This is a genomic window from Candidatus Methylomirabilota bacterium (genome assembly GCA_036002485.1).
Taxonomy (GTDB): Bacteria; Methylomirabilota; Methylomirabilia; order Rokubacteriales; family CSP1-6; genus AR37.
Genome location: DASYTI010000102.1, coordinates 1 through 25,466 on the forward strand (window position 1 = coordinate 1; position 25,466 = coordinate 25,466).

A 25,466-nucleotide genomic window follows, 5' to 3' on the forward strand; every position below is an offset into this window, starting at 1 on the left:
TCCGTGCTGAAGCCGTGCTGGCGGACCTCGGTGCACAGGGTGTCGCGGCCCGCTCGACAGAACGGGCAGCGACCGCAGGTGAGGTAGAAGTTGACGATGACCCGGTCGCCGGGGGCGAAGCCGCGCACCTCGGGGCCCACCTCCGCCACTTCCCCCGCGATCTCGTGGCCCATGATGAGCGGGATGACGCCGAGCCCCATTTTGTTGGCTCGAATCTTCACGTCGGTGCCACAGACGCCCACATGTCGCACGCGAACCAGGGCCTCGTGGGGCGCGATCGCGGGGGTGGGGACATCCTTGGCGATGAACGGCCCCCCGAATTCTTCAAGCACCAGAGCTCGCATGTGGTCTCCTCCACCTTGGCGATGAAGCTTGGCGATCAAGACCCCTCGACGATCGGGTTGGGCTAACATAGCGCCCGGTGCGGCGCCTGGGAAGAGGTCAACGATCCGCGAGGGGATGCCATGGGGATGCTGGACGGGAAGACAGTCTTGGTCACCGGCGCGAGCCGTGGCATCGGCGCGGAGATCGCGCGGCTGTTCGCCGCGGAAGGCGGGCAAGTGGTCTGCGTCGCGCGCACGCTGCGCGAGGGCGACCATCCGCTGGATGGCTCACTCGACACCACGGTGGCGGCTATCCGCGCGGCCGGCGGCACCGCTCATCCCGTCGCCGCCAATATCGCGGAGCCGGCCGAGTGCGAGCGGCTCGTGCGGGCGGCGCGCGAGGTCTACGGCCCCGTGGACGTGCTCGTCAACAACGCCGCCCTGACCTACTACGTTCAGATCAAGGACTACCCGGTCAACAAGTGGATGCGCTCATGGGCCGTCAACTTTCACGCGCCCTTCCTCCTGAGTCAGCTCACCCTCGCCGACATGATTCCGCGTCGAAGCGGGGCCATCGTCAATATCTCCTCGGGCTCCGCCATCGGCCCCGGCCGCGGGCCCTACGCCGATTCCGCCGCGGGCGCCCGGGGCGGCACGTGCTATGGCGCCGAGAAGGCGGCCCTCGAGCGCTTCACCCAGGGGCTGGCCTCCGAGGTCTATCAATACGGAATCTCGGTGACGAGCGTGGCCCCGTCCCAGGTCGTCCCCACGCCGGGCACCGTCTATCACCGGCTCGTCAAGGACATGCACGATCCGCGCGGAGAGCCGCCCCTCCTCATGGCCCGCGCGGCGCTCCTCCTGGCCACCGAGCCGCTCGACAAGGTCACGGGCCGGGTCACGTATAGCCAGGCGCTTCTTCGCGAGTTCGGCTGGATCACGGAAGCGCGGGGCCGCGGAGTCGAGACCAGAGGCAGCGGTTATTCCGAGATCTAGCGAGGACGCGCCATGAGGACCAGCAGCCGGTGCATCATCACGAGCCATGCGGGAAGCCTCCCGCGCCCGGACGATCTGATCGAGCTCAATCGCGCGCGGCAGGCGGGGGAGTCGCAGGACGAGGGCGGCTACCAGGCGCGACTCGGCGCCGCCGTCCAGGAGGTCGTCCGGCGCCAGCACGACGTCGGCATCGACGTGCCGGGCGATGGCGAGTACGGCAAGGCCATGGGCCAGCGCGTGAACTATGGCGCCTGGTGGAGCTACTCCTTCCAGCGTCTGGGCGGTCTCACCCTCGGGACGGAGCTGTACCGCCTGCCGCCTCAGCGCTCAGAGCCAGGTCGGGTCAGGCTCACGAGCTTCTCGGATCGTCGGGATCGGCAGCTCTTCGGCGCCGCCTACGCCGATCCCCATGCGGGGGTCTCGACGACGCCGGGCGGCGGCCCGGGCATGCGCATTCCCGTCTGCACCAGTCCCCTCACCTACACGGGCCAGGCGGCCATCAGGGCCGACATCGAGCACTTCAAGAGCGCGCTGCAGGCGGCCGGCGTCGAGGAGGGCTTCATGACCTCGATCGCCCCGGGCAGCGCCTCCCGGATCGGCAACGAGCACTACAAGACCGAGGAGGAATTCATCTACGCCTGCGCCGACGCCATGCGCGAGGAATACAAGGCCATCGTCGACGCGGGGCTCGTCCTCCAGCTGGATGATCCCGCCATCGCGGAGAACTGGGACATGGTCAACCCGGTGCCCCCGGTCAACGCGTACCGGAAGTTCTCCATGATCCGGGTCGAGGCGCTCAACCATGCCTTGCGGGGATTGCCGCGGGAGCGGATCCGCTTTCACCTGTGCTGGGGCAGCTGGCATGGGCCGCACGTCACGGATATCCCGATGCGTGACATCGTCAAGGTGATGCTGGCCGTCAACGGCCAGGCCTATTCGTTCGAGGCCGGCAACGTCCGCCACGAGCACGAATGGCGAATCTGGAAGGACGTGAAGCTGCCGGATGGGAAGATCCTGATCCCTGGGGTGGTGAGCCACGCCACCAATGTGGTGGAGCATCCCGAGCTGGTGGCCGATCGCATCGAGCGCTTCGCCAAGCTGGTGGGGCGGGAGAAGGTCATCGCGGGTACCGACTGCGGCCTCGGGGGGCGCGTCCATCCCCTGATCGCCTGGGCCAAGCTCGAGTCGCTCGTGAAGGGCGCCGCGCTTGCCACGAAGCGCTTGTGGAGCCGGGGGCGAGTTAAGGCCGGACGTCGACGCGCGCGAACTCGTCGGCCACGTCGGACCTGACCGCCTTCACGGCAATGATGTCGACCTCGCTCCCACTGGCGTCCCCCTTCTGCCGCTTGGCGAGACCACGCCCGTAGAGCGACCGCAGGGACTTGGGATCGAAGCGGAGGGCCGCATCGTAGTCGGAGATCGCGCGATCCGGCTGACCGAGCTTGAGATGGACGAATCCTCTCGCCTCCAGCGCGTCGGCAGAGGCCGGCTGCAAGCGTAGCGCCTCATGGCAGTCCGCCAGCGCCGGGGTCAGCCGTCCGGCCAGGGCGCGGGCCCAGCAGCGAGCGGTCCATGCCGTCGCGTTGCTCGTCTCCAGTCGGATGAGCTGGTCGAGGTCGCGGATGGCCCGATCGTGCTCGCCCGTCACGGTGAAGACGAGCCCCCGGTTCTTGAGGGCCAGCGCATAGCTCGGGTCGAGCCGGATGGCCTGATCGAAGTCCTGGACCGCCCGCTTCAGATCGCCCTTGTTGCGATAAGCGTAGCCGCGATTGTTGAAGGCGGCCGCGTGGCTCGGGTCGAGCCGGATGGCCTCGTTGTAGTCCTGGATCGCCCGGTCGAGCTCGCCGCGGCCGCTGTAGGCATTGCCCCGGTTGCTGTAGGCGAAGGTCATGCCGGGATCGAGGCGGATGGCCTTGTCGTAGTCCTGGATGGCGCGCCGGGGCTGGGCCTTTCGGCTATAGGCGGTGCCGCGGTCATTGTAGGCGAGCGCGTACTCGGGATCGAGTCGGATGGCCTCGTCGTAGTCCTGGATGGCGCGATCGTACCAGCCCTGGATCCGGTGGGCCGTCGCGCGGTTGTAGAAGGCGGTGGCGAGGTGCTCCGCCGGCTCGCGACCCGACCTGATCACGGACGTGCAGCTTCTGATCACGAGATCGATCGACGCATTGTCCTTTCCCATGCACCAGCGCCACTCCTTCGAGAGCTCGGCGCCGGCCGGAGCCGCGAGCAGCATCATCGCGGCCAGAACCATGATCGATCCTCTGAGCGCTCTGGACCTGAGATGCATGATCGCCTCAGACCGCATCGCCACCGGGGATTTTGAGGAGAGATTTCACCGTCGGCCTCCCACATGCGCAGGGCAGGAAATGCTTCATTTCCGCAACCGCCGTGCCAAGGAAGGCAACGTTTGGAAAGCAGACACTTGGCGGGAGCGCCATGCCCCTCATTTCCGAAAGCGGAAAAAAGGCCGACACCCAGCCTGGCCGCCAAAGTTTGTCACCCTCCGAGTTGCCCTCACTCCCGCGGAGTGTTAGATGAAGGCGGGTGAACAGGAGAGGCAAAGAGGGGGCGATCGACCCATGCGATGCGTGCTGACCAATGCGACTCTCATCGACTGCGTCAATCCGCGGCCGATAGCGTTCGCCAGCGTCACCATCGAGGACGGGCGCATCGCGGAGGTGCTCGACGCGAGCCGGTCACCGGACACGCGCGGCGCCGAGGTCATCGATCTGGGCGGCGCCTCCCTCCTGCCCGGGCTCTGGGACGTTCACATCCATCCCGACTACCTGGCGGCCACCGGCGCCTCCCCCGTCGAGCAGACGGTCATCTTCGGGCATCGGCTGATGGAGGCCTTGACGGAAAGCGGGGTGACGGGCGTGCGATGCGCGGGTGCCGCGCATTTCATGGATGTCGCGTGGAAGCGAGCCTTCGAGAGCGGGCAGTACATCGGCCCGCGGGTGTTCGCGGCCGGCTACTTCCTGACCACCACGGGCGGTCACTTCCTGACCTCGGGTCACGCGCGGGAGTGCGACGGACCCTATGGCTTCGTGCGCGCCATCCGCGAGCAGATCAAGAATGGCGTCGATCACATCAAGCTGAACCTCACGGGCGGTATCATGGGGCCCTCGTGGGACCGACACTGGCAGTCTTTCCTCCTCGATGACGAGCTCGAGGCCGCCTTTGCCATCTGCGGCAAGCGCGGTTACCGGGTGATGGCGCATGCTGCCAGTCCGGAGGCGGTGCGGGCGGCCGTCCGTCTGGGCGCGCACAGCATCGAGCACGGCTACCTCATGGACCAGGAGTGCATCGACGGCATGCGGGCGCAGGGGACCTGGTATGTCCCCACCCTGGCCATCTCCCACCTGACTCCGGACCAGGCCAGCGATCGCTGGGAGAAGCGCTGGGTGGAGCAGCGAGATCTTGCCCAGGATCTATGTCACCGCGCGGACGCCGCAGCCGCCGAGCATCGCGGATGGTTTCAGCAGGCGCTGGCCGCGGGCGTCAAGATGGCCCTCGGCTCGGATATCCGGCCGCTGAAGGAGGCCGCTCTGCTCGAGCTGGGACTCTGGGTGAAAGATGGCGCGACACCATGGCAGGCCCTGCTGGCCGCCACCCGACACGCCGCCGAGCTCTGTGGGGTGGGCCATGAGCTGGGCACGGTAGAGCCCGGCAAGCTCGCCGACCTGATCGTGGTGGGCGCGAATCCCTTGGACGACATCGCCAACCTGCGCCAGCTGCGGCTGGTCTTCAAGGAAGGGCGCATCGTGTCCGACAAGCGCGCCGGCGCCGCTCGCTCCTGACCCGAGGATGCGCCGGAAATCTGATGTGAATCCCTCTCCCCCATCGGGGGAGAGGGTAGCAGTTCGAGCCGAGAGGCTCGCCTCGAGCGACGAGGCGAGGGCTGAGTAAATGGGGGAGCATCTATCGGTCGAAATAGTCAGCGACGAGAGGAAGGGGCACATGAGGACGACCAGAGCGCTGTATCTCGGGATGATCGCGTGCAGCATCGGCGTGCTTGTGGTCGCCGGCCAGGCCCGGCTGAGCGCGCAGAGCACCGATCCGGCGATCCGTATCGGCGACAAGGACCTCGGCGGCGTGGTGACCAGCTCGAAAGGGCCCGAAGCCGGCGTCTGGGTCATCGCAGAGACGACCGACCTCCCGACCAGGTTCGCCAAGATCGTGGTCACCGATGATCGCGGGCGCTACGTCCTGCCAGATCTTCCGAAGGCGAACTACAGCGTCTGGGTCCGCGGCTACGGGCTCGTCGACTCGCCGAAAGTCCGAACCGCCCCCGGCAAGATCGTCGACCTCAAGGCGTCCGTGGCCCCGAGCCCGGCGGCCGCGGCCGAATACTATCCAGCCATCTACTGGTATTCCATGCTCAAGGTGCCGGACAAGAACGAGTTCCCCGGCACCGGCCCGAGCGGCAATGGCATCCCGGTGGCGCTCAAGAGCCAGGCGCAATGGCTCGACGTCGTCAAGACCAATGGCTGCTACACGTGTCACCAGCTCGGCAACAAGGCGACACGCACGATTCCGAAGGAGCTCGGCGACTTCGCCTCCTCGAAGGAGGCCTGGGCCCGGCGCATCGTGTCGGGGCAGGCCATGACCCAGATGACCAACAACCTCGGCCGGCTCGACCCCAAGCGGGCCACGGAGCTGTTCGCCGACTGGACGGATCGGATCGCGGCGGGCGAGCTGCCTCGCTCCCAGCCGCCGCGACCACAGGGCGTGGAGCGCAACATCGTCGTCACGCTCTGGGACTGGGCGGGCCCCAAGGACTACCTGCACGACGAGATCTCGACCGACAAGCGCAATCCGAGGGTCAATCCGAATGGCTTGATCTACGGGACTCCCGAGGAGAGCAGGGATCTCTTCCCGGTGCTCGACCCGGTGAAGCACAAGGCCACCCAGGTGAAGATGCCGGTGCGTGATCCGAATACGCCCTCGTCGAAGGCGAACCCCATGGCGCCGTCGCCCTACTGGGGACCCGAGCCCATCTGGGACAGCCAGACGAGCATGCACAACCCGATGTTCGACGAGAAGGGGCGAGTGTGGTTCACCTCGCGCGTCCGTCCGCCCGCCGCCAATCCGGACTTCTGCAAGAAGGGATCGGATCATCCGTCGGCCAAGCTCTTCCCCGTCGAGCAGGCCAACCGGCATCTCTCCATGTACGACCCCAAGACGAGGAAGATCACCCTGATCAGCACGTGCTTCCCCACCCACCATCTGGTATTCGCCGAGGATGCCAACAACACGCTGTGGACCAGCGCGGGTGGCCCGCAGAGCGGCGTCCTCGGCTGGCTGAATCGCAAGATGTTCGAGGAGACCGGCGACGAGGTGAAATCGCAAGGCTGGACGGCGATCGTCCTCGACACCAACGGCAACGGCAAGCGCGACGACTACGTCGAGCCCAACCAACCCGTCGATCCGGCGAAGGACAAGCGGATCGCGGCCGCCTTCTACGGCATCGCCGTGAACCCGGCCGATGGCACCATCTGGGGCACGGTCCTCGGATTCCCTGGCTACGTCATCCGCGTCAATCCGGGCCCGGATCCCGCGGCGACCGCGCTCGCCGAAGTCTTCGAGCCGCCCTTGCCGGGGTATGGTCCGCGGGGCATGGACATCGATCGGAATGGCGTGGTCTGGACGCCGCTCTCCAGCGGACATCTCGCCAGCTTCGACCGGCGCCTTTGCAAGGGGCCGCTCAACGGACCGACGGCGACGGGCCAGCACTGTCCCGAGGGCTGGGTGCTCCATCCATTCCCCGGTCCGCAGCTCCAGGGCGTCACGGAGTCGGGCAGCGCCGAGGCGAGCTACTACACGTGGGTCGATCAACACGACACGTTCGGGCTGGGCAGGAACGTGCCGATGGCCACCGGCAATGCCAACGAGTCGCTCATCGCGTTCGTGAACGGCGCGTTCGTCAACCTTCGCGTTCCTTACCCCATGGGCTTCTACGCCAAGTGGATGGACGGGCGCATCGACGATCCAAGGGCCGGCTGGAAAGGCAAGGGACTGTGGTCGACCTACGCGACGAGAACGCCGTTCCACGTCGAAGGCGGCAAGGGGACCACCAGCAAGGTCGTGAAGTTCCAGCTTCGTCCCGATCCGCTGGCGCGATGAGGGAACGCGAAGCGCCCGAGCCGGTGAACGATGTCAACGGAGACGGACGATGATCGACTATCGCGGCATTGAGCAGCGGCTCGCGGAAGCACTGGGGCTCCGCCGGGTCGGCCCGCCCGGCCGCCTCCTTGCCCGGAATCATGCCAGGAGCTGGAATTGTTACCGCGTAGAGTCTTCCCGATCCTCACGCCCGGCCAGTCCGCTGGGCGGCGGCTGAAGTGGAACCTTTTGAAAAACGGCGCCTTGCCGTTTCGGCGAGTCGGCGAATCGGACTCAATCATCTGGCATCCATCTCGCAGGCGAGGCATGGTTCGAAAGCCACTGCTCGGGCCAGGTCAGGCTTGACGGAGGCGGAGAGGGAGAGAGATGGAGCGGACCGATCTGGACGCCCTGGACCTGTCGCTGAGCTCTCCAGCCCCTGAGGGGGAAGAGCTCAACGGCTCGACGCATGCCGTCCAGTTCTACCACGACGAGAAATTCCTGCTGGACGCCGTCGGCCGCTTCATTGGCCCCGCCCTCGGAGCGGGCGAGGCATGCGTGATCATCTCCACCCCGGCGCACCAAAGCCAGCTCGCGGAACGGTTGGCCGCGCGCGGATTCGATCTGGCCGCCCTGTGCAGGCAGAGACGCTACGTCACCCTGGACGCCGCCGCGACACTGTCTCGGTTCATGATCAACGGGTGGCCAGATGATAAGCGCTTTGCCGATGCCGTGGGCGGCGCCGTCGCCCAGGCGGCCACGGCGGCTCAGTATCCCCGCGTCCGCGCGTTCGGCGAGATGGTGGCCTTGCTCTGCGCGGAGGGCCGGCCCGAAGCGGCCATCCGTCTCGAAGAGCTGTGGAACGATCTCGCCAAGAGCCTGCCCTTTGCCCTCCTGTGCGCGTACCCGTTGAGCGCCTTTCGTGCCCACGTCCACCGCGCCCCCTTCCTCAGGATCTGCGGCGCGCACTCGCACGTCTTTCCCGCCGAGAGCTACGGGGCGCTGAGCAGCGAGGACGATCGGCTCCGCGTGATCACCGGGCTCCAGCAGACGGCGTTGGCTCTCGAGGCGGAGGGCCAGGGCCTCGCGATCGCCCAGGCTCGACTGGCCGCGATCGTCGAGTGCTCCGACGACGCCATCGTCAGCAAATCCCTGGAGGGCGTCATTACCACCTGGAACCCGGCCGCCGAGCGGATGTTCGGCTGGACGGCCGCCGAAGCCGTGGGCCAGCACATCACTCTGATCATTCCCAAGGATCGCCGCGCCGAGGAGGACGACGTGCTGGCCCGGATCCGCCGCGGCGAGATGCTGGATCACTTCCAGACCATCCGTGTGACGAAAGATGGGCGGCTGCTGAACATCTCGCTCACCGTCTCTCCGGTCAAGGACCCCGAGGGGTGCATCGTCGGCATCTCGAAGATCGCCCGTGACGTCACGGAGCAGAAGCGACTCGAGGCCGAGCTGACCCAGAGGCTGGCCGAGCTCGCCGAGGGAGATCGACGCAAGGACGAGTTTCTCGCCATGCTCGGGCACGAGCTGCGAAATCCGCTCGCCGCCGTGCGGAACGCCGTGGTCACCGCCCGCCTCGATCCGTCGCGACGAGAGCGGGCCCTCGACATCGCGTACCGTCAGACCGACCAGCTCGCGCGGCTGGTCGACGATCTCCTGGACGTCGCCCGCATCACGGGTGGCCGGATGACCCTGCGCCTGGAGGCGGTTCGCCTGCCCAGCCTCGTCGAGCGCGCCGTGGAGACCGCCAGGGATCTCGTGGGGGCGCGTGGGCACGACCTCGTGGTCTCGCTGCCCGATGAGCCGCTGTGCGTCAACGCGGATCCCACCCGTCTGGAGCAGGTCGTCGGCAACCTCATCACGAACGCCGCGAAGTACACCGAGCCCGGCGGGCGGATCGAGGTGACTGTCCAGCGCGAGGGCGAGCAGGCGGTGCTGCGCGTGCGGGACAACGGCATCGGCATCGCGCCGGAGATGTTATCCCGCGTCTTCGACCTCTTCGCCCAAGCCCATCGCGGCCTCGCGCGAAGCCAGGGCGGGCTGGGGATCGGTCTGACGGTCGTCCGGCGGCTCGTGGAGATGCACGGCGGGCGGGTGGACGTACGCAGTGAAGGGCTGGGTCGAGGCTCGGAATTCCTCGTGTTCTTGCCGTGCCTGCCCGTCACGGAAGGCGATGCGGTTTCTGCCTGCTCGGCGACCGAGGCCCACGGCCGGCCCCTCCGGCTGCTCGTCGTCGACGATAATGCGGACGTCGCCGAGGGCCTGATGATGCTGCTGGAGCTGCTCGGGCACCGGGTGCGTGTCGCGCACGAAGGCGTGGCCGCCCTGGAGGCCGCGCGCGCGAGCGTGCCCGACATCATGCTGATCGACATCGGGCTTCCGGGCATGAACGGATACGAGCTGGCCCAGAACGCCCGCCAGGATCCGCGGCTCGAGAACGTCGTGCTCGTGGCCCTCACCGGGTACGGTCGCGAGGAAGACAAGCAGAGGGCGATGGCGGCCGGGTTCGACGACCACCTCGTGAAGCCGTTGACCGTCGAGGCCTTCCAGAACATGCTCGGACGGCTGAGGAAATCCGAACCGCGGAGGGGCGCCTCCGGAGCTACCGTCTACACGGACTGAGGAAGCTCAGCTCGTCACGTTCACTGCGTCCAGCTCAGGGCCTTGAAGGCAAGGACATCGGCCTCACGCCCGCTGAGATCCAGAGGGCCGAGCGTGGCCAGAGTTCGCCACACCCCCGTTCCAAGATTCACCGCGCGGATCTTCACGCCGTCCTTGGCCACCGCGACCACCGCCAGCTGCGTCTCGTCGGGCGCCCATTCGATCGCCGCGATGAGCTCTTCCGTCTGGAAGGTGGCGAGCGGCTTGTCCGGGACCAAGCTGTCGGGCGGCGCGCCCACGGCGTAGACATGAAGCTTCCCCGAGCCTCCCGAGCTCGAGCCCAGGCCTACCGCCAGCTTCGTCCCTCCCGGAGAGAGGGTCATGGCTCCGAGGACGACCTTGGCCGGAACCGCGAGCCCCAGTGAGCTGAGCTGTCGCTGGTCCAGCAGTCTGGTCGGCGGCGTCCCTGCTCCGAGCTTCATGCGATAGAGGCCCGCCAGGGTAGGTCCCGGGGGCCGGTCGCGATTGATGACGTCGAGGAAGTAGATGGCATCGCCGCCGGGCGCCCACTCGGCGAGGATGGGCCCTCCGGGCAAGAGCTCGAAGGCCCCGGTCTTGGTATCGAGCACCGCGGCGGATTCCCAGGACAGGAGAATCTTGCGGCCATCGGCGGACCAGCGGAACTTGTTGGGGGGCGTCGAGTACGACGGGATGTTCGTCACCCCTCGAGGGACACCGAACCGCGACTGGACCTTCTTGCCGGCCACGTCGACGAGGGCGATCGACATCTTGAGCGGAGCGGCCGCCCCCGGTACGAGAGTCAGGACGGCGATCTGCTTCCCGTCGGGCGACCACGCGGGCTGCCAGAGGTAGAGCTGTTCATTCGGTTCGCCCTGGAAGAGCACGGTCTCCTGGCCCGTCCGATCCCGGAGCTTCAGCGCGAGCTGGGGATCGAAGAACGCGAAGGCCGTTCCGTCCGGCGACCAGGTAGCGCCGAGGCCGAACACGAGCGCTCCGAGCTGACGGCCTTCGGGGAAGACTCCCGCGGTCACCAGTCGCCGATTCACCCCGGTTCCCACCACGTCGACGTGGAGGATGGCCCGGGAGCCCGTCGCCGCGTCGACGATGGCGACGGGTGGTTTGGGCTGGCCGTGCAGGCTGCTTGCGAGTCCCGAGACGAGGAGCAGGAGGGAGCAAAAAGCCACGAGCGGGCGACGGGCCGGTCCGCCAGTCAGTCTGGACATGATCAGGAGCCCCCTTGGTCGAATCGCTACCCCGCGGCACCGTGATGATTCGAGCCTAGCATTTGAAGGGGCATGGGCAAGGACAAATGGGTGAGCGTGTCTGCTAGACTCTGGCCATGAGCGGCGATGCCCCCAAGAGCGCCTACGAGCTGGCCATGGAGCGCCTCCGGCAGAAGGACAAGGAGGCGAGCGTCGATGATCGCCCGCTCACCGACGACCAGAAGGCCGCCATCGCCGACGCCCGCCAGTTCTGCACGGCCAAGGTCGCCGAGCGCGAGATCCTGCATCAGGCCGCCCTGTCCAGCGCGGGCAGCTATGAGGAGATCGAGCGGCTGAACGAGGCGCTCCGGCGCGACAAGGAGAGGCTGGCCAGCGATCGCGACCGCAAGATCGCGGAGATCCGGGGAGAGAAAGCCTCGTAGCCCGGCCCGTTCCAGCATCAGGCTCACCCATCCCAAATCTTCCCCGCCGTGTCAGGATTACACGCTCAACTTCCGGGGGCACGCGCCGATCTCTGGCCGGACCATGGTTGAGCCTCATGGCCTGCGCGTAACCTCGCGGCAAGCTTGCCTCTCTTGACCTCTTCCGAGGCGCGGCCGGCGGCTCTTACGCTACCCGGCCGAGCAGGCTCGTGGCATGAGCCTTGCGGTACATCGATGGTCACCCAGCGTCCCGGATAGAGAAGACAATGCCTCGATCAGCTCCCGGCCCGTATCGACACCCATGCCGACGAGCGTCTCTCGTCCTGGTGTGTGTTTTCGCGCTCGCGATTGGAGGACATCTGTCTCCGGTCATTGCGGGCCAACTGGATGCTCCGATCGTGGGCATGCCTCCGCAAGGGGGTGACACACGCCCTGCTGGCCCTATCAATCTCCACGGCCTGGACGATCTCCTCTCCGTCGCCGCTGTCGTGGAGAGCCTTTTCAATGGCACGGAGCTGGTCGCCCGAAGCTCCGACCAGCGCGGCGGCGAATTCTTGACGGGAGGTCTCGATGGTGGCGCGCTCGACACCTTCGATCCCTTCTCCGAGGGGTTCCCCACCGAGCTCACGGACGACAACGGCAAGCCGATCGTGACCGAAGGTCTCTGGGCCGTCAGACTCGACCGTGAGGGTGATGTGGACCACGCCCATGTCGCCGCGGGCATCGCGGGGCCAGCGCACTACGATGACTCTGACTGGTTCGACAGCCTGACCCTGGTGCTGGTCGGCACTGGCGCGGGCCTGACCCTGTTTTCTCTCGGCTGGTCTCGTTTCCGCATACAACGCCGCCACCGATCCCGTCTGTCGCACCGTCGGCCGAACCGGAGTCGATCGAGGTCCGGAACCCTCCAGCGACGCTGAGGCGTCTCAAGAGCAGGAGGTATGGCCATGAAAAACCTCGTGCTCATCCTGGCTCTCCTGGCTTTCACGATGGCGCCCGGCTTGGCGTACGCGGGCGGCTTCCATGCCGGGTTCCACGACAATCGCTCGAAGGTCCAGGGGCAGTTCTTCTGGCGCCCCTTCTTCTATGCGGGCCCCTTCATCTCCGGCTATCCCGCCGGCTTCGGGTACGGGTATCCGGGTCCATATTTCGGCGAGAGCGATGGCGACGCGACTCGCTATACGTACGGATATCCCGGTCCCTATACCTATGGAGTCTACGGCTATCGACGTCCCTCGTGCGCCGCGCAGCTGAATGGCTACTGGGTCTGCAGCTGACCTTCACCGATGAAAGTGTATGCATGGATCGTGGCATTCCTGGCGGTCCTCGCCTTGGCGGGGACCGCCTTCGTCCTCGCGCCTCACAGCCATCCGGTGCGTGACTGCGCGGGCGGCGTGGTCATGCTCAAGGGCCCTCATGGAGAACCCATGGAGTGCGTGTGCATCCGCGGAGTGATGGCCAGCTGCTTCGAGCCTGGGCCCTAGCGTCGCCCGCGGCCGGCCCCGGAGGGCCTGCCCGGTCAAGATTTCCGGGTCGGCGGCGACATGTCGTGAGGAGGCTCACCCCCAGGCCTCTTGTGGAACTGGAGACAGAGAGGGAACATCAGATAGAGAGGCGCCCTCCGCTTGGAGGTTTCGCGAGCGCGAGAAGGAGAAGCCCATGAGCATCCAGACCATTAACCCCGCTACCGGACAAGTCCTCGAGACCTACGAGGAAACCTCTCGCAGCGAGCTGGATCAAATCTTGGCGCGGGCCCACGCCATGTTCCTCGAGTGGCGCGCGGTGCCCTTTGCCGAGCGTGCCCGTCGCATGCGTAAGGCCGGGCAGGTCCTCAGGACCCGCCAGGGGCAATACGCGCGCACCATGACGCTCGAGATGGGCAAGCCCATCGTGCAGGCCGAGGCGGAGGTCGAGAAGTGCGCCTCCGTCTGCGACTACTATGCGGAGCACGCGGAATCCTTTCTCGCCAAGCAGCCCCGCGAGACGGAAGCGTCCAGCAGCTATGTGCGCTTCGATCCCCTCGGAGCCGTCCTCGCCGTGATGCCCTGGAACTTTCCCTTCTGGCAGGTGTTCCGATTTGCGGCGCCTGCCCTCATGGCCGGCAATGTCGGCATTCTCAAGCACGCCTCCAATGTCCCGGGCTGCGCGCTGGCCATCGAGCAGGTCTTTGTCGACGCGGGTTTCCCGCGCGGGGTCTTCTCGAGCGTGCTCATCGGGTCTCCGGCCGTCACCGGGCTGATCGCTGATCCCCGCATCGTCGCGGTCACCCTCACGGGCAGCGAGCGCGCGGGCAGCAGCGTGGCCGAGCATGCGGGCCACCACCTGAAGAAGACGGTGCTGGAGCTCGGGGGGAGCGACCCGTTCATGGTGCTGGCCGATGCCGATGTGGCTGCCGCGGCCCGGACGGCGGCGGACGCGCGGCTCATCAATAGCGGCCAGAGCTGCATCGCGGCCAAGCGCTTCATCGTCGTCGAGCCGCTCGCCGATCAGTTCATCGAGAAGTTCCGCGACGAGCTGCAAAGCCGTCGCATGGGCGATCCCCTGGCGCGCGAGACTCAGGTCGGCCCGCAGGCCCGCGCCGATCTCAGAGACTCGCTCCACCAGCAGGTCGAGGAGTCGGTCCGGCGCGGGGCCAAGCGCCTGCTCGGTGGCGAGATCCCCGCCGGCAAGGGAGCATTCTATCCGCCCACCCTCCTCGCCGCCGTCGACAAGGGCATGCCCGCCTTCGATGAGGAGACCTTCGGCCCGGTGGCGGCGGTGATCCGCGCCAAGGACGAGGCGGATGCCGTGCGCCTCGCTAACGATTCTCCGTACGGACTTGGAGCCTCGGTGTGGACCCGGGACCGCGCCTGCGCCGAGCGGATGGCCGCCCAGATCGAGGCGGGGTGCGTGTTCGTGAACGGGCTCGTGAAGTCAGATCCGCGCATGCCCTTCGGCGGGATCAAGCGCTCGGGCTATGGGCGGGAGCTCTCTGAGTACGGAATCCGCGAGTTCGTCAACATCAAGTCGGTCTGGATCGTCTAGCCCTCCCGCCATGAAGGCCTCCGATCTCATCGTCCAGTGTCTCGAGAACGAAGGCGTTCGCTATGTCTTCGGCCTCCCGGGCGAGGAGATCCTGGACATCCTGGACTCCCTCGCGGACTCCCGGGTCACCTTCATCCCCACGCGACACGAGCAGGGCGCGGCCTTCATGGCCGACGCCTACGGCCGTCTCACGGGCCATGCGGGGGTCTGCCTCTCGACGCTCGGGCCCGGAGCCACCAACCTCGCCACGGGCGTCGCCGACGCCAACCTCGACCGCGCCCCGCTCGTGGCGATCACGGGGCAGGCCGCCCGCGATCGCATCCACAAGGAATCCCACCAGCACGTGGACATCATCGAGCATCTGCGGCCGTTGACGAAGTGGAACACGCGCGCGGAGACGGCGGCCGTGATTCCCGAGGTGATTCGCAAGGCCTTCAAGCTCGCCGAGTCCGAGAAGCCCGGGGCCTGCCACATCGAGGTGCCCGAGGACGTGGCGGGGGAAGCGGTCGACGGAACGCCGCTGTCGACGGTGCGAGCGCGGCGCCCGTCCCCGGACCGCCCGGCCCTCCAGACCGCCGCCCGTCTCATCGAGGAGGCCACTCATCCGCTGATCTTCGCCGGGAACGGCGTGATCCGGGGGCGCGCCTCGACGGAGCTGCGGGCGCTTGCCCGGAGACACGGCATCCCCGTCGTCCACACCTTCATGGCCAAGGGCTCCATGCCAGCCGACGACGATCTCTGCCTGCTCTCGGCCGGGCTCCAGGCGCGGGACTACGTGTCGTGCGGGTTCGAGAAGGCGGATCTCATCATCGCCGTCGGCTATGATCCCGTCGAGTACGCCCCGAAGTTCTGGAACCCGGCCCGGAAGAAGCCCATCATCCACATCGACTTCACCCCGGCCGAGGTGGACAGCTTCTACCAGCCGGCCGTCGAGGTGGTGGCCGATGTGCGGGAGGCCCTCGAGCTGCTGAACGACATGGTGAAGGGGGAGAAGGACCCGTCGCCCTACCTCGAGCTCCGCCGGCTCATTCTCAAGGATCTCGAGGAGGGGGCGGACGATCAGACCTTCCCCCTCAAGCCGCAGCACATCCTGCGAGAGCTCCGCGCCCGCATGGGGCGCGAGGACATCCTCATCTCGGACGTGGGCACCCACAAGCTCTGGATCGCCCGGACCTTTCCAGCTTACGAGCCCAACACCGTGCTGATCTCCAATGGCCTGGCCGCCATGGGCTTTGCCCTGCCCGCGGCCATCGCGGCCAAGCTCGTTCACCCCGAGCGCAACGTGGTGGCGGTGAGCGGCGACGGCGGCTTCCTCATGAATTGCCAGGAGCTCGAGACGGCCCGCCGGCTGGGGCTCGCCGTGGTGAACGTGATCTTCCGCGACGGCGGATACAACCTGATCCAGTGGAAGCAGCAGACGCATCTCGGACGCGAGACGGGCGTGACCTTCGGCAATCCCGACTTCGTCGCGCTGGCCGAAGCCTTTGGCGCCAAGGGCTATGCGGTGGAATCTCCGCGCGAGCTCGGCCAGGTCCTGGCCGAGGCCCTGGCCGAGCCCGGTCCGTCCATCGTCGACGTGCCGGTCGACTATCGCGAGAACGCCAAGCTGACGGAGCGGCTCGGGCACCTCGTGTGCCCGATCTAGAAGCGGGGTACGCCATCCATGCCGCCCCTCATCAACGCGGAGGCCTACACGACGCTTGCGGGCGCCCTGGACGAGCTCGCGCGTCGCGGATTCACCGAGCGCTTCCAGGTCTTCGACGGCGGGCTTCGCGCGGTGGACGGCGGACAGACCATGCGGCCGAAAGACCTGGTGATCCGCGAGTACTATCGCTTCGAGGGCATCTCGGATCCCGACGACATGGCCATCCTCTACGCCATCGAGAGCACGAGCGGGGTGCGCGGCACCCTGGCCGACGCCTTCGGCGTGTACTCGGATCCCGCCACGAGCGCGGTCATGGAAGATGTCCCCATTCGCGCGAACGGCTCCCCCTAGGCGTCTGTCCGAGTTCCTGCCTCTCGGGCGAGACGGCGCATCAGGGCCTCGCTCCCCTCGTCGGCCGGGAAAAAGGCCTCCACCCGCAGCTCGTGCAGCGTGATGTCATAGGGGACGCCAAGGCTCGTCAGCGTCGAGAAGAACTTCAGGTGGAAATCGTCCCGGGCCAGCTCCACGGCGAGGAAGGGCGCGGTGGAGGCGTCGAGGTCCAGCTTGCGCCAGTGGTGCGGCACGTCCGGGTAGGAGAGCAGCTCGTCGAGGAGCCGGCCGATCTCCGGATCTCCCCGCAGCAAGTCCCGATGAAGCCATTGGATGAGGGCGGCCGCCGTCGCCTCCCAGTTCACGATGTACGGGCGGACTCCCCGGGGATGATAGAAGAGCCGCATGGCATTGGGCGGCCCCAGGGTCGCGGCCTTGGTGGGGTCGAGGAAAAGACCCATGACTCGCTGCATGCCTTCATTGCTCATCAGGATATTCCAGTGGCCATCGACCACGAGGGCGGGGAAGGGCTCCTGCTGGCGCAGCATGAAGTCGAGGGCCCGGCGCACCTGGGTCATCTCGGGCGCTTCGAGCCCTCGCTCCAGATACACGGGCGCGTAGCCCGCGGCCAGGAGCAGCTCGTTGCGGCCGCGCGGCGGCACGTCGAGCACGCGGGCGAGGAGGAGGACCATCTCCCGGCTCGGCTTGGCGCGCCCGGTCTCCATGAAGCTCAGGTGACGCGAGGAGATCTCCGCCTCCACGGCCAGGGTGAGCTGGCTCATCCGGCGGCGCTCGCGCCACAGGCGGAGCAGGGGTCCCAGCGCGTTCTCCGCGCCCCTCTTGCGCTTCGGGCCTGCCGCCCGCGCTCGCGCCATGCCCGGGAGTCTACACCGCTCATCAGAGCAGGGACATTACCTCAGAGGTAATTGAGCTCTGCCCGGGGCCGCTCCATCATGCTCCGTGATCAGCGAAAGGAAGGTGCCCTGATGCCGATGGATGCCGCCGCCGTCTCCGACCTCTTCAGGGGAACCCTCTCCGAGCTACTGGGTATCCGCATCGTCGAAGCCACCCCGGACCGGGTGGTCGCTGAGCTCGACTACAGAGACGAGCTGACCACCGTGGGGGGGAGCCTCCACGGCGGCACCCTCATGGCCTTGGCCGACACGATCGGCGCGGTGGCGACCGTGCTCAACCTGCCCGCGGGTGCCCGTACCACCACCCTCGAGTCCAAGACCAATTTCTTCGCGGCCGGCCGCTCCGGAACGGTGCGCGCGGAGACGACCGCGCTTCACCGAGGCAAGCGGACCATGGTCTGGCAGACGCGCGTCACCAATGACGCCGGGCGCCTGCTGTCGCTCACGATTCAGACCCAGATGGTCCTGACATGAAGGTGGGCTTCGCCGGGCCATTCTCGGTCCGGCTCGCGGATCGAGTGCGGCGTCACCTGGACATCGAGTGCGAGATGATCCTGGCCGACGAGGCCGGTATCGCCTGCCGCCTTCCGGAGGTCGACGTCCTCGTCACGCTGGCCTTCACGCGCGAGATGGGCGCGGCGGGCGCGCGACTCAAGCTCGTGCAGGTGCCCGGGGCGGGGCTGGACCGGATCGATCGCTCCGCGCTCCCCGCCGCCACCTTGCTGGCCAATGCCTACAACCACGAGGTCGGCATCGCCGAATACGTGATGGGCGCCATGCTGACCCTGAGCCGAGACCTCTGTCGGCTCGACGCGGCCCTCCGGCGGGGACGCTGGGAGAGCCCATGGGTTCCGGGGGCCGAGCCGCCGCCGACATGGCCGGAGCTGGCCGGCAAGACGCTGGGCATCCTGGGATATGGCCGCATCGGCCAGCACGTGGCACGCCGGGCCCGCGCCTTCGACATGACGATATGGGCCATGCGCCAGAGGCCGACGCGAGAGGACGGGCAGGGCCTCGCGTTCCTCGGCGGGCCGGAAGCGCTCGACGAGATCCTGAGGCGCGCCGACTACCTGGTGGTCACGGTGCCCCTGACCGAGGCCACCCGTGGTCTCCTCGGCGCGCGGGAGCTCGGGCTCATGAAGCCCACGTCAGTGCTCATCAACGTGGCCCGCGCGTCCATCGTCGACGAGGACGCGCTCTATCGGACGCTCCGCCAGCGGACCATGGCCGGGGCCGCCCTCGACGTCTGGTATCGCTATCCGACCAGCGGGGAGCCGACCTTTCCCTCGCGTCACCCATTCCACGAGCTGCCCCACGTGCTCATGACGCCGCATGTGTCCGGCTGGACCGAGGGCACCATGGAGGGGCGGGCCATGCTCGTGGCGGAGAACATCGGGCGCGTGGCGCGGGGCGAGCCCGTGTCCAACCTGATTCCGCGAATCGCCTAGGTCGTGTCACCGGGTAGGTCTTGCCGGTGACGGAAAATCTTTCCGTGATTGAGCAGCTTGTCCATTTTTCGGGTCGCCGCGTAACTGGGGGGATTCAGGATATTCGGCGATTCCTGATCGCGTGAGCGCGCTGGCACATGGGTTGCGTCTCCATTGGAAGGCGTGTCGTCCACGCCGAGGAGGAACACTATGGCTCACGTGCTTCGCGCTGGATGGCTGTGCTCCCTGGCTGTGCTCGTCGCTACCGCCTGCACGGTCGCCCCGCGGCCGGGCTCCCCCGTACCTCCCGCTGCCGAGGTCCTTCCGGCGGACGCGCGCGCGCTCGCCTATGGCCAGACGGTCGACCAGATCCTGCAGAACCCGGAGATGGGGGACAAGATTCGCGCGCTCTTCGGGCCTGACTGGATGCCCGCCTCCCAGGGCGGCGGTCAGCTCGTCATGGGCGCCGCGCCATACTTCGAGCGTGGTGGCCCCTTGCGGATGCTTCGCATCGGAGGCGTGGACTACATCGCCGTGACGGGCTGCGTGCCGCGCGACTGCGACACCCAGCGCGTGCTTCTCTTGATCCGCGCCCATGGATCCCAGCTCCTCGCTCGTCTCGACGAGGGCGGCTTCTCGCATTACTACGGCTACGGGAGCGAGGCCCTGACTCGAGATACCGCGCCCATGGTGGTGGACAGCGGGCTGCGGGCCCTCAAGCGCACGGGCAACCCGTACCCGAGGACCACCTCCTAGCCAGCAGGCTGCGGCGACGGGCGTGCGGCCATGCACGCGCGCCCGTCGCCGTACTACCGCCCCGCCGCCGCTCCCTCGATGCCGAGCTCTGCGAGCCGCGCTCCGCGCAGTGGCCGGCTTGACAAGGGGATGGGCCGCGCTCAGTCTCTGCCCGGGCACGCGCCGTGCCCGGCCTCTCAGGGAAAGGAGATTCGGCCATGGCTACGAGCGTCGCAGTGTCCGGGATGGAAGGGGTCAGAAAAGCTCGGGGCTGGCTGCTCGGGCTCGGCATTGTCCTCATCCTGGTCGGCACGCTGGCCCTGGGCGCGGCCGTCCTGGCCACGCTAGCCTCCGTCCTCTTCTTCGGCTGGCTGCTCCTCATCTCGGGCGCCATCGAGGTCGGCTATGCCTTCCGCCAGCCGAAATGGGGCGGGGTCGGCCTTCACGTCGTCAATGGCGTGCTGGGCGTGGTCGCGGGCTTCATCCTCGTCCTGCATCCAACCTCCGGCGCGGTCGTGCTGACCCTACTCATGGCCATGTTCTTCATGATCGGGGGTCTCTTCCGGATCATCACGGCCCTTCTGATGCGCTACCCGCACTGGGGCTGGGTGCTGCTGAACGGTCTCATCACCCTCGTGCTCGGAGTGCTGATCTGGAGGCAGATGCCCGGCGCCGCGCTCTGGATCATTGGCATGTTCGTGGGCATAGACCTGATCTTCTGCGGCTGGTCCTGGGTCATGCTGGCTTTGGCCCTTCGGACCGAGGACAAGACGACCTAAATCAGCCTCTAGGAGACTCCTGTCCGAGTAATGGGCCAGATGGTTGGGAGTCTTCTAGCGCAGGCCGCGGAGGAGATCGCTCGCCTCGGGGATGGAGGGATTGAGCTGGAGGGCGCGGCCGAGGTGGAAGAGCGCTTGAGTCCGGTCGCCCGATTGAAGGAAAGCCTTGCCCATGGTCAGGTAGGCCGCGGCGTTCGATGCGTCGTGGCGCAGGTACTCCTGGAAAAGCTTGGCCGCGCTGTCGATATTCCCGCGTTGCATGGCTCGCACGCCGCCGTCGAGAAGCTCCCGCAGCAGATCACTCCTGAGCGCTCCCCCGGCGTCCGTCTGTAGACCGCGGGCGAGCGTGCCGAGCGCCTGGTCGTACTGCGCGCTCGCCAGATAGGCTCGGCCGGCGCCGAGATAGCCCTTGGCATCGGTGGGGCGCAGACGGATGTACTCCGTGAAATCCGCGATGGCCTCGGCGAATTGGCCGCTCGTGACCGCGGCCAACCCCCCGCCGAAGAGCGCCTCGCCAAAGGTGGCGACCACGTCCTCGCCTCCCGGAGAGGCCTGATAGGCGAGCCGGGCATTGGTGATGGCCTTGCCCCACGAGCTCTTGGCGATGCAACAGCGCGCGAGGTAGACATAGGCGAGGAAGCGGGTGCGGTCGAGCTCGATGACCCGCTCGAACTTCGCGATGGCTTCGTCGTACTTCTTCTCGGCGTAAAGCTGCCGGCCCTCCTCCATGAGGGAATCGGGCCTCTCGAATCCGAGAGAGGCGCAGCCGCCGGCCAGGGCCACGAGGAGAAGGCAGATCAGCGCCACCGTCCCCCGCCGCCCTCCCGCTCTCATCAACTGCTTCCTCCTGCGCGCGGAAGAATCCGGGCGCTCAGGCGGTGGTGAGCCCAGCCGGGCAGCTCACGCCGGTGCCGCCGCCGCCGCAATAGCCCCACGGGTTCTTGGCGAGGTATTGCTGATGGTAGTCCTCGGCATAGTAGAACTCGGTCGCCGGGCAGATCTCCGTCGTGATGGTCTTGTAGCCGGCCTTGCTGAGCACGCGCTGGTAGGCGTCGCGTGAGGCGAGGGCCGCCTTCTCCTGCGGCTCGCCGTAGGTATAGATCGCCGAGCGGTACTGGGTGCCCACGTCATTGCCCTGGCGCATGCCCTGGGTCGGATCGTGATTCTCCCAGAAGACGCGCAGCAGCTCGTCGTAGGAGATCTTGGCGGGATCGAACACGACGCGCACCGCTTCGGTGTGGCCCGTCATCCCGCTGCAGACTTCTTCGTAGGTCGGATTGGGCGTGAAGCCGCCCGCATAGCCCACGGATGTCGAGTAGACGCCCGGGAGCTCCCAGAACTTTCGCTCCTCGCCCCAGAAGCACCCCATGCCGAAGGTCGCGAGCTCCATACCCGCGGGGAAGAGAGGGCTGAGGCGCGCGCCCGAGACGAAGTGCTTCTCGGGAACGGGCATGGCCGTGGCGCGGCCGCGGAGGGCCTCGTCCTTCATGATCATCGAGCGTTTCTTTAGGCCGAACATTTCTCGCCTCCTCTAGAGGACGACCTTCTTGTCGCGGAGCTCCTGGATTCTCGCCGGCGTGAAGCCGCAGGCGACCAGGATCTCGTCGGTGTGCTGGCCGCGCAGCGGTGCCGCGCGCCTGACCCCCGGGGTCATTCGCGAGAACTTCAGCGGCGTTCCCACCACGGGAATTTCCCCGAGGCGCGGATGGGTCACGCGCTGGATGATGCCGCGCTCGATCGTTTGCGGATCGTTCATCACCTGATCCACGGTATTGACGGGGGTCGCCGGCACGTCCGCCTCCGCGAGGATCTTCAGGAGCTCTTCGCGGTCGCGGTCGGCGATCACCTGCTCGAGCCGCGTCTCGAGCTCGACTCGGTTCTTCACCCGCTGCTGATTGACGGCGAAACGCGGGTCGGCGGCCAGATCGTCGAGGCCGAGGGCGCGGGCGAACTTGATCCAGAAGCGGTCATTGGCGGCCGCGATGAAGATCCACTGGTCGTCGCGGCACTTGAAGTTCCGATAAGGCGAGAGCGATGGGTGCCCCGAGCCCAGGGCCTTGGGCACGGCGCCCGTGAGCAGGTAGCCCTCGGCGTGGAAGGCGAGGAGGCTGACCGCGGTCTCGAGGAGGGAGCCGTCCACGCGCTGGCCGAGGCCCGTTTTGTCGCGCTGGATGAGCGCGCTGCAGATGCCGAGGGCGCAGAGGATGCCGGTCGAGAGATCGAGGAAAGAGACGCCGGCCCGCACCGGCTGCCCGTCCGGCTCGCCCGTGATGGACATGATGCCGCTGAACGCCTGCATGAGCGCCTCGTACCCCGGGCTGTCCTTGCGGGGGCCGGTTCGGCCAAACGCGGAGACGGAGCAGTAGATGAGCCGCGGATTGATCGCGGCAAGCGCGTCATAGCCCAGCCCGAAGGTTTCCATGGTCCCCGTGCGGAAATTCTCGATGAGGACGTCGGCGTCCCGGACGAGCGCCTTGACGACGTCGACTCCCTCCGGGGCCTTGAGATCGAGGGCCATGCCGCGCTTGTTGCGGTTGAAGAGAAGATAGGCCGCGGCCTCGCCGTCCTTGTGCGGAGGCCAGGTACGCGACTCGTCGCCGCTGCCCGTGTCCTCCACCTTGACGACGTCCGCCCCCAGGTCAGCGAGGAGGGCGCCGCACCAGGGGCCGGCGATGACGCGCGAGAGATCGATGACACGAATGCCGTCGAGGGCGAGCAGGTCGGGAGTCATGGACGCTATGATACCGCAGCGACGGGGCGTTCAGCCCCGCGGTCTTGACCCCTTACGGGAAAGCCCGTAGTGTCCGGCGCAGGTCTATGACGGACAGCGATCGCCAGTTCTATCTGCGGGTCTTCTGGGTGGCCGCGGCCGCGCTCCTGGCCGTCGGGGTCTTCGAGGTCCTGCGCCCCTTCTTCGAATCCATCGTGTGGGCCGTGCTCCTGGCCTTTCTGCTCAAGCCCGTGAACGGGCGCCTCACGCGCATGCTCGGCGGCCGCCGGGGCGCCGCGGCGATCATCCTGACCACGGCGGGTTTCCTCTTCGTGCTGGTCCCCGTGGGCATGCTCGCCGTGGTGTTCGGTCGCCAGGCCAGCGAGCTGATCGGAAGCCTGCAGGCGCTCGCGGAGCGGTACAAGGTCTCGCAGACGAGTGATCTCTGGAACCTGCCCATCGTCCACCGTGTCCTCGTGTGGCTCAACGACTTCCTTCCCGTGGACACCACGCAGCTTCAGGCCGCCGCCATCGAGGCCACCAAGAGCCTCCTCGGGCTCTTCGTCACCACGAGCGGCAGCCTCTTCGCGAGCGCCCTCGGCACCCTCTTCAACATGCTCATGACGCTCTTCCTCATCTTCTTCTTCCTGCGCGACTGGGACGTGATGGTGGCCGCCACCCTGCGTCTGGTCCCGCTCGACCCGCGTCGGAAGGAGAGTCTCGTCGAGCACATCGCCTCAGTGACGCGGGGGGTCGCTCTGGGCTCCATGGTCACGGCCGCGGTCCAGGGGGCGCTGGTCGGTATCGCCTTCCTGCTCGTCGGCTTGCCGTCGGTCGTGGTCTTCGGCGTGCTCGCCGCGGTGGCCGCGCTCCTGCCCGTCCCGGGCACGGCGGCGGTGTGGGTGCCCGCGGCCATCGTCCTCTTCGCACAGGGACGGATGGGGGCAGCCGTGTTCATGCTGCTGTGGGGCGGCCTCGTCGTCGTCGGCATGTCCGACAGCTTGATCCGGCCGGCCTTCGTGTCGGGGCAGGCGGAGATGTCCACGCTGCCCGTCTTCCTGGGACTCATGGGCGGGATCGGCGCCTTCGGGGCGGTGGGGATCGTGGTGGGACCGGTGCTCGTGGCCATCACGCTCGCGCTGCTCCGCTTCGCCGCGGAAGCGGGGATGGCGGGGCGTGCTCAGGACACCTGACGGAATAGCGGCTACCAGGTCCGAGCGTTCGGAACGCTCTTGGATCGGATGAGTAGTCGCCCCATATGCTAGAGCAGTCCATCGCGGGGGCCGTCGAAGTCGCTCGTGGCGCGGGCCTTGATACCCGCGTGGTCAGCGCAGCAATCCGCGGCTCCCGCGTGATGGTGGAGTTGCCGTCGCACGTCGCCTGGGTGGCCCTCACGGCCGAAGCGACGGCCCGGCTCACTATCGAGCGCATGGTGCTGCAGGCTCTCGCCGGTCGCCTGCCCGTCTCGATTCCGTCCTCCGTTGTTCACCGCGACCGGGTATGTGTGCGCACGCGAGTGTCCGGACGATCTGGTCTCGAACACCACCGGCGCGCCATGGATGATCAGGCCGTCGGCGAGGCATGGGCGCGTCAGTTCGGCATGCTCTTCGCCGCGGTTCACACCGCGCTGTCCGCGGATGCTCTGGAGGCATTGATCGCGGCCGGCCTGCCCACGCGGCCGGCCGTCGATCTCGACGACGCGCGTCGCGGGGCCACCGCGCTGTCCTCGATCAAGGCGCAGAGACTCGTGGACTCCTATGAGCCGGGCGAGGATCGCACCTTCCTCCACGGCGACCTCGGCAGCCACAACGTCGTCGTCGACGGCCAGGGGCACATCGTCGGTCTCTATGACTTCGACGAGGCCTGCGTGGCGGATCGCCATCACGAATTCCGCTGGCTGCCCTCGTACGGCGAGGCCAATCTCGCCGTCGCGCTTGCCGTCTATCAAGCGAAGACCGGCGTCGCCGTCGACATAGCCCGCGTCCGTGGCGTGCACGCCCTCGCTGCGCTCGAGCAGTACGGCTGGGGGCTACGCGCCCCCGAAGAGCACCACCGCACCCAGCGAACGCTCGCCCAAACCCGCGCCTGGGCCGAGCGCGCGGTCGCTGATGCCGAGAGGCTCAAACGAATCGGCGCAGCATGGTGAGGGTCGCCAGACAGGACCTAGCTACGAATCCGATTGAGCCAGTATCCGGGTCGGCGCTT

At 67.5% G+C, this 25,466-nt stretch carries 25 protein-coding genes; 18 read left to right on the top strand and 7 right to left on the bottom strand.

Annotated elements, in window-relative coordinates; all coding sequences use genetic code 11:
- The coding region (locus VGT00_09740; protein HEV8531686.1) for an alcohol dehydrogenase catalytic domain-containing protein at positions 1–344 on the bottom strand (344 nt) is incomplete at its 3' end.
- A 120-nt stretch (positions 345–464) separates the two neighbouring features.
- On the opposite strand from VGT00_09740, the gene VGT00_09745 reads away from it, so the two are divergent.
- Positions 465–1,316: an SDR family NAD(P)-dependent oxidoreductase gene (locus tag VGT00_09745; protein HEV8531687.1), complete on the top strand. Its 852-nt coding sequence runs from the start codon at positions 465–467 to the stop codon at positions 1,314–1,316.
- A gap of 12 nt (positions 1,317–1,328) precedes the next feature.
- The gene (locus tag VGT00_09750; GenBank protein HEV8531688.1) at positions 1,329–2,606 is read left to right on the top strand and encodes a cobalamin-independent methionine synthase II family protein; all 1,278 of its coding nucleotides are present in this window, start codon (positions 1,329–1,331) and stop codon (positions 2,604–2,606) included.
- Here the strand turns inward: VGT00_09750 and VGT00_09755 are convergent.
- Positions 2,557–3,567, bottom strand: coding sequence for a tetratricopeptide repeat protein (locus tag VGT00_09755; GenBank protein ID HEV8531689.1), 1,011 nt, complete (start codon positions 3,565–3,567; stop codon positions 2,557–2,559). The genes VGT00_09750 and VGT00_09755 overlap by 50 nt on opposite strands.
- Positions 3,568–3,895: 328 nt before the next feature.
- On the opposite strand from VGT00_09755, the gene VGT00_09760 reads away from it, so the two are divergent.
- From VGT00_09760 to VGT00_09770, 3 genes are all read left to right on the top strand, one after another.
- Positions 3,896–5,116 carry an amidohydrolase family protein gene (locus VGT00_09760; GenBank protein HEV8531690.1) on the top strand — a complete coding sequence of 407 codons (1,221 nt, stop codon included), beginning with the start codon at positions 3,896–3,898 and terminating at the stop codon, positions 5,114–5,116.
- A 160-nt stretch (positions 5,117–5,276) separates the two neighbouring features.
- Positions 5,277–7,442 (top strand): carboxypeptidase-like regulatory domain-containing protein, encoded by a 2,166-nt coding sequence (locus VGT00_09765; protein HEV8531691.1) that lies wholly within the window; start codon positions 5,277–5,279, stop codon positions 7,440–7,442.
- A gap of 366 nt (positions 7,443–7,808) precedes the next feature.
- Positions 7,809–10,052 (top strand): ATP-binding protein, encoded by a 2,244-nt coding sequence (locus VGT00_09770; protein ID HEV8531692.1) that lies wholly within the window; start codon positions 7,809–7,811, stop codon positions 10,050–10,052.
- Positions 10,053–10,072: 20 nt separating this feature from the next.
- On the opposite strand, the gene VGT00_09775 is transcribed toward VGT00_09770, so the two are convergent.
- The gene (locus VGT00_09775; protein HEV8531693.1) at positions 10,073–11,275 is read right to left on the bottom strand and encodes a hypothetical protein; all 1,203 of its coding nucleotides are present in this window, start codon (positions 11,273–11,275) and stop codon (positions 10,073–10,075) included.
- Between the two features lie 116 nt (positions 11,276–11,391).
- On the opposite strand from VGT00_09775, the gene VGT00_09780 reads away from it, so the two are divergent.
- The 7 genes from VGT00_09780 to VGT00_09810 all read left to right on the top strand — a co-directional run bounded on the left by VGT00_09780 (position 11,392) and on the right by VGT00_09810 (position 16,717).
- On the top strand, positions 11,392–11,697 hold the full coding sequence (locus tag VGT00_09780; protein HEV8531694.1) for a hypothetical protein: 306 nt from the start codon (positions 11,392–11,394) through the stop codon (positions 11,695–11,697).
- A 404-nt stretch (positions 11,698–12,101) separates the two neighbouring features.
- A complete protein-coding gene (locus VGT00_09785; GenBank protein HEV8531695.1) occupies positions 12,102–12,617 on the top strand; it encodes a hypothetical protein in 516 nt (171 codons plus the stop codon).
- Between the two features lie 27 nt (positions 12,618–12,644).
- Complete coding sequence (locus VGT00_09790) at positions 12,645–12,974, top strand: hypothetical protein (GenBank protein HEV8531696.1); 330 nt, start codon at positions 12,645–12,647, stop codon at positions 12,972–12,974.
- A 30-nt stretch (positions 12,975–13,004) separates the two neighbouring features.
- Entirely contained in the window at positions 13,005–13,181 is a 177-nt protein-coding gene (locus VGT00_09795) for a hypothetical protein (GenBank protein ID HEV8531697.1), read from the top strand.
- 175 nt (positions 13,182–13,356) lie between these two features.
- On the top strand, positions 13,357–14,721 hold the full coding sequence (locus VGT00_09800) for an NAD-dependent succinate-semialdehyde dehydrogenase (protein HEV8531698.1): 1,365 nt from the start codon (positions 13,357–13,359) through the stop codon (positions 14,719–14,721).
- Positions 14,722–14,731: 10 nt separating this feature from the next.
- The gene (locus VGT00_09805; GenBank protein ID HEV8531699.1) at positions 14,732–16,366 is read left to right on the top strand and encodes an acetolactate synthase large subunit; all 1,635 of its coding nucleotides are present in this window, start codon (positions 14,732–14,734) and stop codon (positions 16,364–16,366) included.
- An 18-nt stretch (positions 16,367–16,384) separates the two neighbouring features.
- Positions 16,385–16,717 (top strand): phosphoribosylpyrophosphate synthetase, encoded by a 333-nt coding sequence (locus tag VGT00_09810; protein HEV8531700.1) that lies wholly within the window; start codon positions 16,385–16,387, stop codon positions 16,715–16,717.
- Here VGT00_09810 and VGT00_09815 read toward each other — a convergent pair.
- On the bottom strand, positions 16,714–17,571 hold the full coding sequence (locus VGT00_09815; GenBank protein ID HEV8531701.1) for a helix-turn-helix domain-containing protein: 858 nt from the start codon (positions 17,569–17,571) through the stop codon (positions 16,714–16,716). The two genes, VGT00_09810 and VGT00_09815, sit on opposite strands and share 4 nt — an antisense overlap.
- 117 nt (positions 17,572–17,688) lie before the next feature.
- Between VGT00_09815 and VGT00_09820 the strand changes: the two genes are divergently transcribed.
- From VGT00_09820 to VGT00_09835, 4 genes are all read left to right on the top strand, one after another.
- Positions 17,689–18,084, top strand: coding sequence for a PaaI family thioesterase (locus VGT00_09820; GenBank protein HEV8531702.1), 396 nt, complete (start codon positions 17,689–17,691; stop codon positions 18,082–18,084).
- The gene (locus tag VGT00_09825; protein ID HEV8531703.1) at positions 18,081–19,058 is read left to right on the top strand and encodes a 2-hydroxyacid dehydrogenase; all 978 of its coding nucleotides are present in this window, start codon (positions 18,081–18,083) and stop codon (positions 19,056–19,058) included. Before VGT00_09820 ends, VGT00_09825 begins: the two co-directional genes overlap by 4 nt.
- Positions 19,059–19,247: 189 nt before the next feature.
- The gene (locus tag VGT00_09830) at positions 19,248–19,793 is read left to right on the top strand and encodes a hypothetical protein (protein ID HEV8531704.1); all 546 of its coding nucleotides are present in this window, start codon (positions 19,248–19,250) and stop codon (positions 19,791–19,793) included.
- A gap of 197 nt (positions 19,794–19,990) precedes the next feature.
- Positions 19,991–20,551 (top strand): HdeD family acid-resistance protein, encoded by a 561-nt coding sequence (locus tag VGT00_09835; GenBank protein ID HEV8531705.1) that lies wholly within the window; start codon positions 19,991–19,993, stop codon positions 20,549–20,551.
- A gap of 54 nt (positions 20,552–20,605) precedes the next feature.
- Here the strand turns inward: VGT00_09835 and VGT00_09840 are convergent, their stop codons facing one another.
- From VGT00_09840 to VGT00_09850, 3 genes are read right to left on the bottom strand one after another with little or no spacing between them, the layout of a single operon-like run.
- Complete coding sequence (locus VGT00_09840; protein HEV8531706.1) at positions 20,606–21,385, bottom strand: tetratricopeptide repeat protein; 780 nt, start codon at positions 21,383–21,385, stop codon at positions 20,606–20,608.
- A gap of 37 nt (positions 21,386–21,422) precedes the next feature.
- Positions 21,423–22,070, bottom strand: coding sequence for a peptide-methionine (S)-S-oxide reductase MsrA (gene msrA, locus VGT00_09845; GenBank protein HEV8531707.1), 648 nt, complete (start codon positions 22,068–22,070; stop codon positions 21,423–21,425).
- A 12-nt stretch (positions 22,071–22,082) separates the two neighbouring features.
- Positions 22,083–23,282 (bottom strand): CoA transferase, encoded by a 1,200-nt coding sequence (locus VGT00_09850; GenBank protein HEV8531708.1) that lies wholly within the window; start codon positions 23,280–23,282, stop codon positions 22,083–22,085.
- A gap of 86 nt (positions 23,283–23,368) precedes the next feature.
- Here VGT00_09850 and VGT00_09855 point away from each other — a divergent pair, with 86 nt between their 5' ends.
- Complete coding sequence (locus VGT00_09855; protein HEV8531709.1) at positions 23,369–24,454, top strand: AI-2E family transporter; 1,086 nt, start codon at positions 23,369–23,371, stop codon at positions 24,452–24,454.
- Positions 24,455–24,519: 65 nt separating this feature from the next.
- Positions 24,520–25,407, top strand: a complete 888-nt coding sequence (locus tag VGT00_09860; GenBank protein ID HEV8531710.1) for a phosphotransferase — start codon at positions 24,520–24,522, stop codon at positions 25,405–25,407.
- Positions 25,408–25,466: the final 59 nt, after the last annotated feature.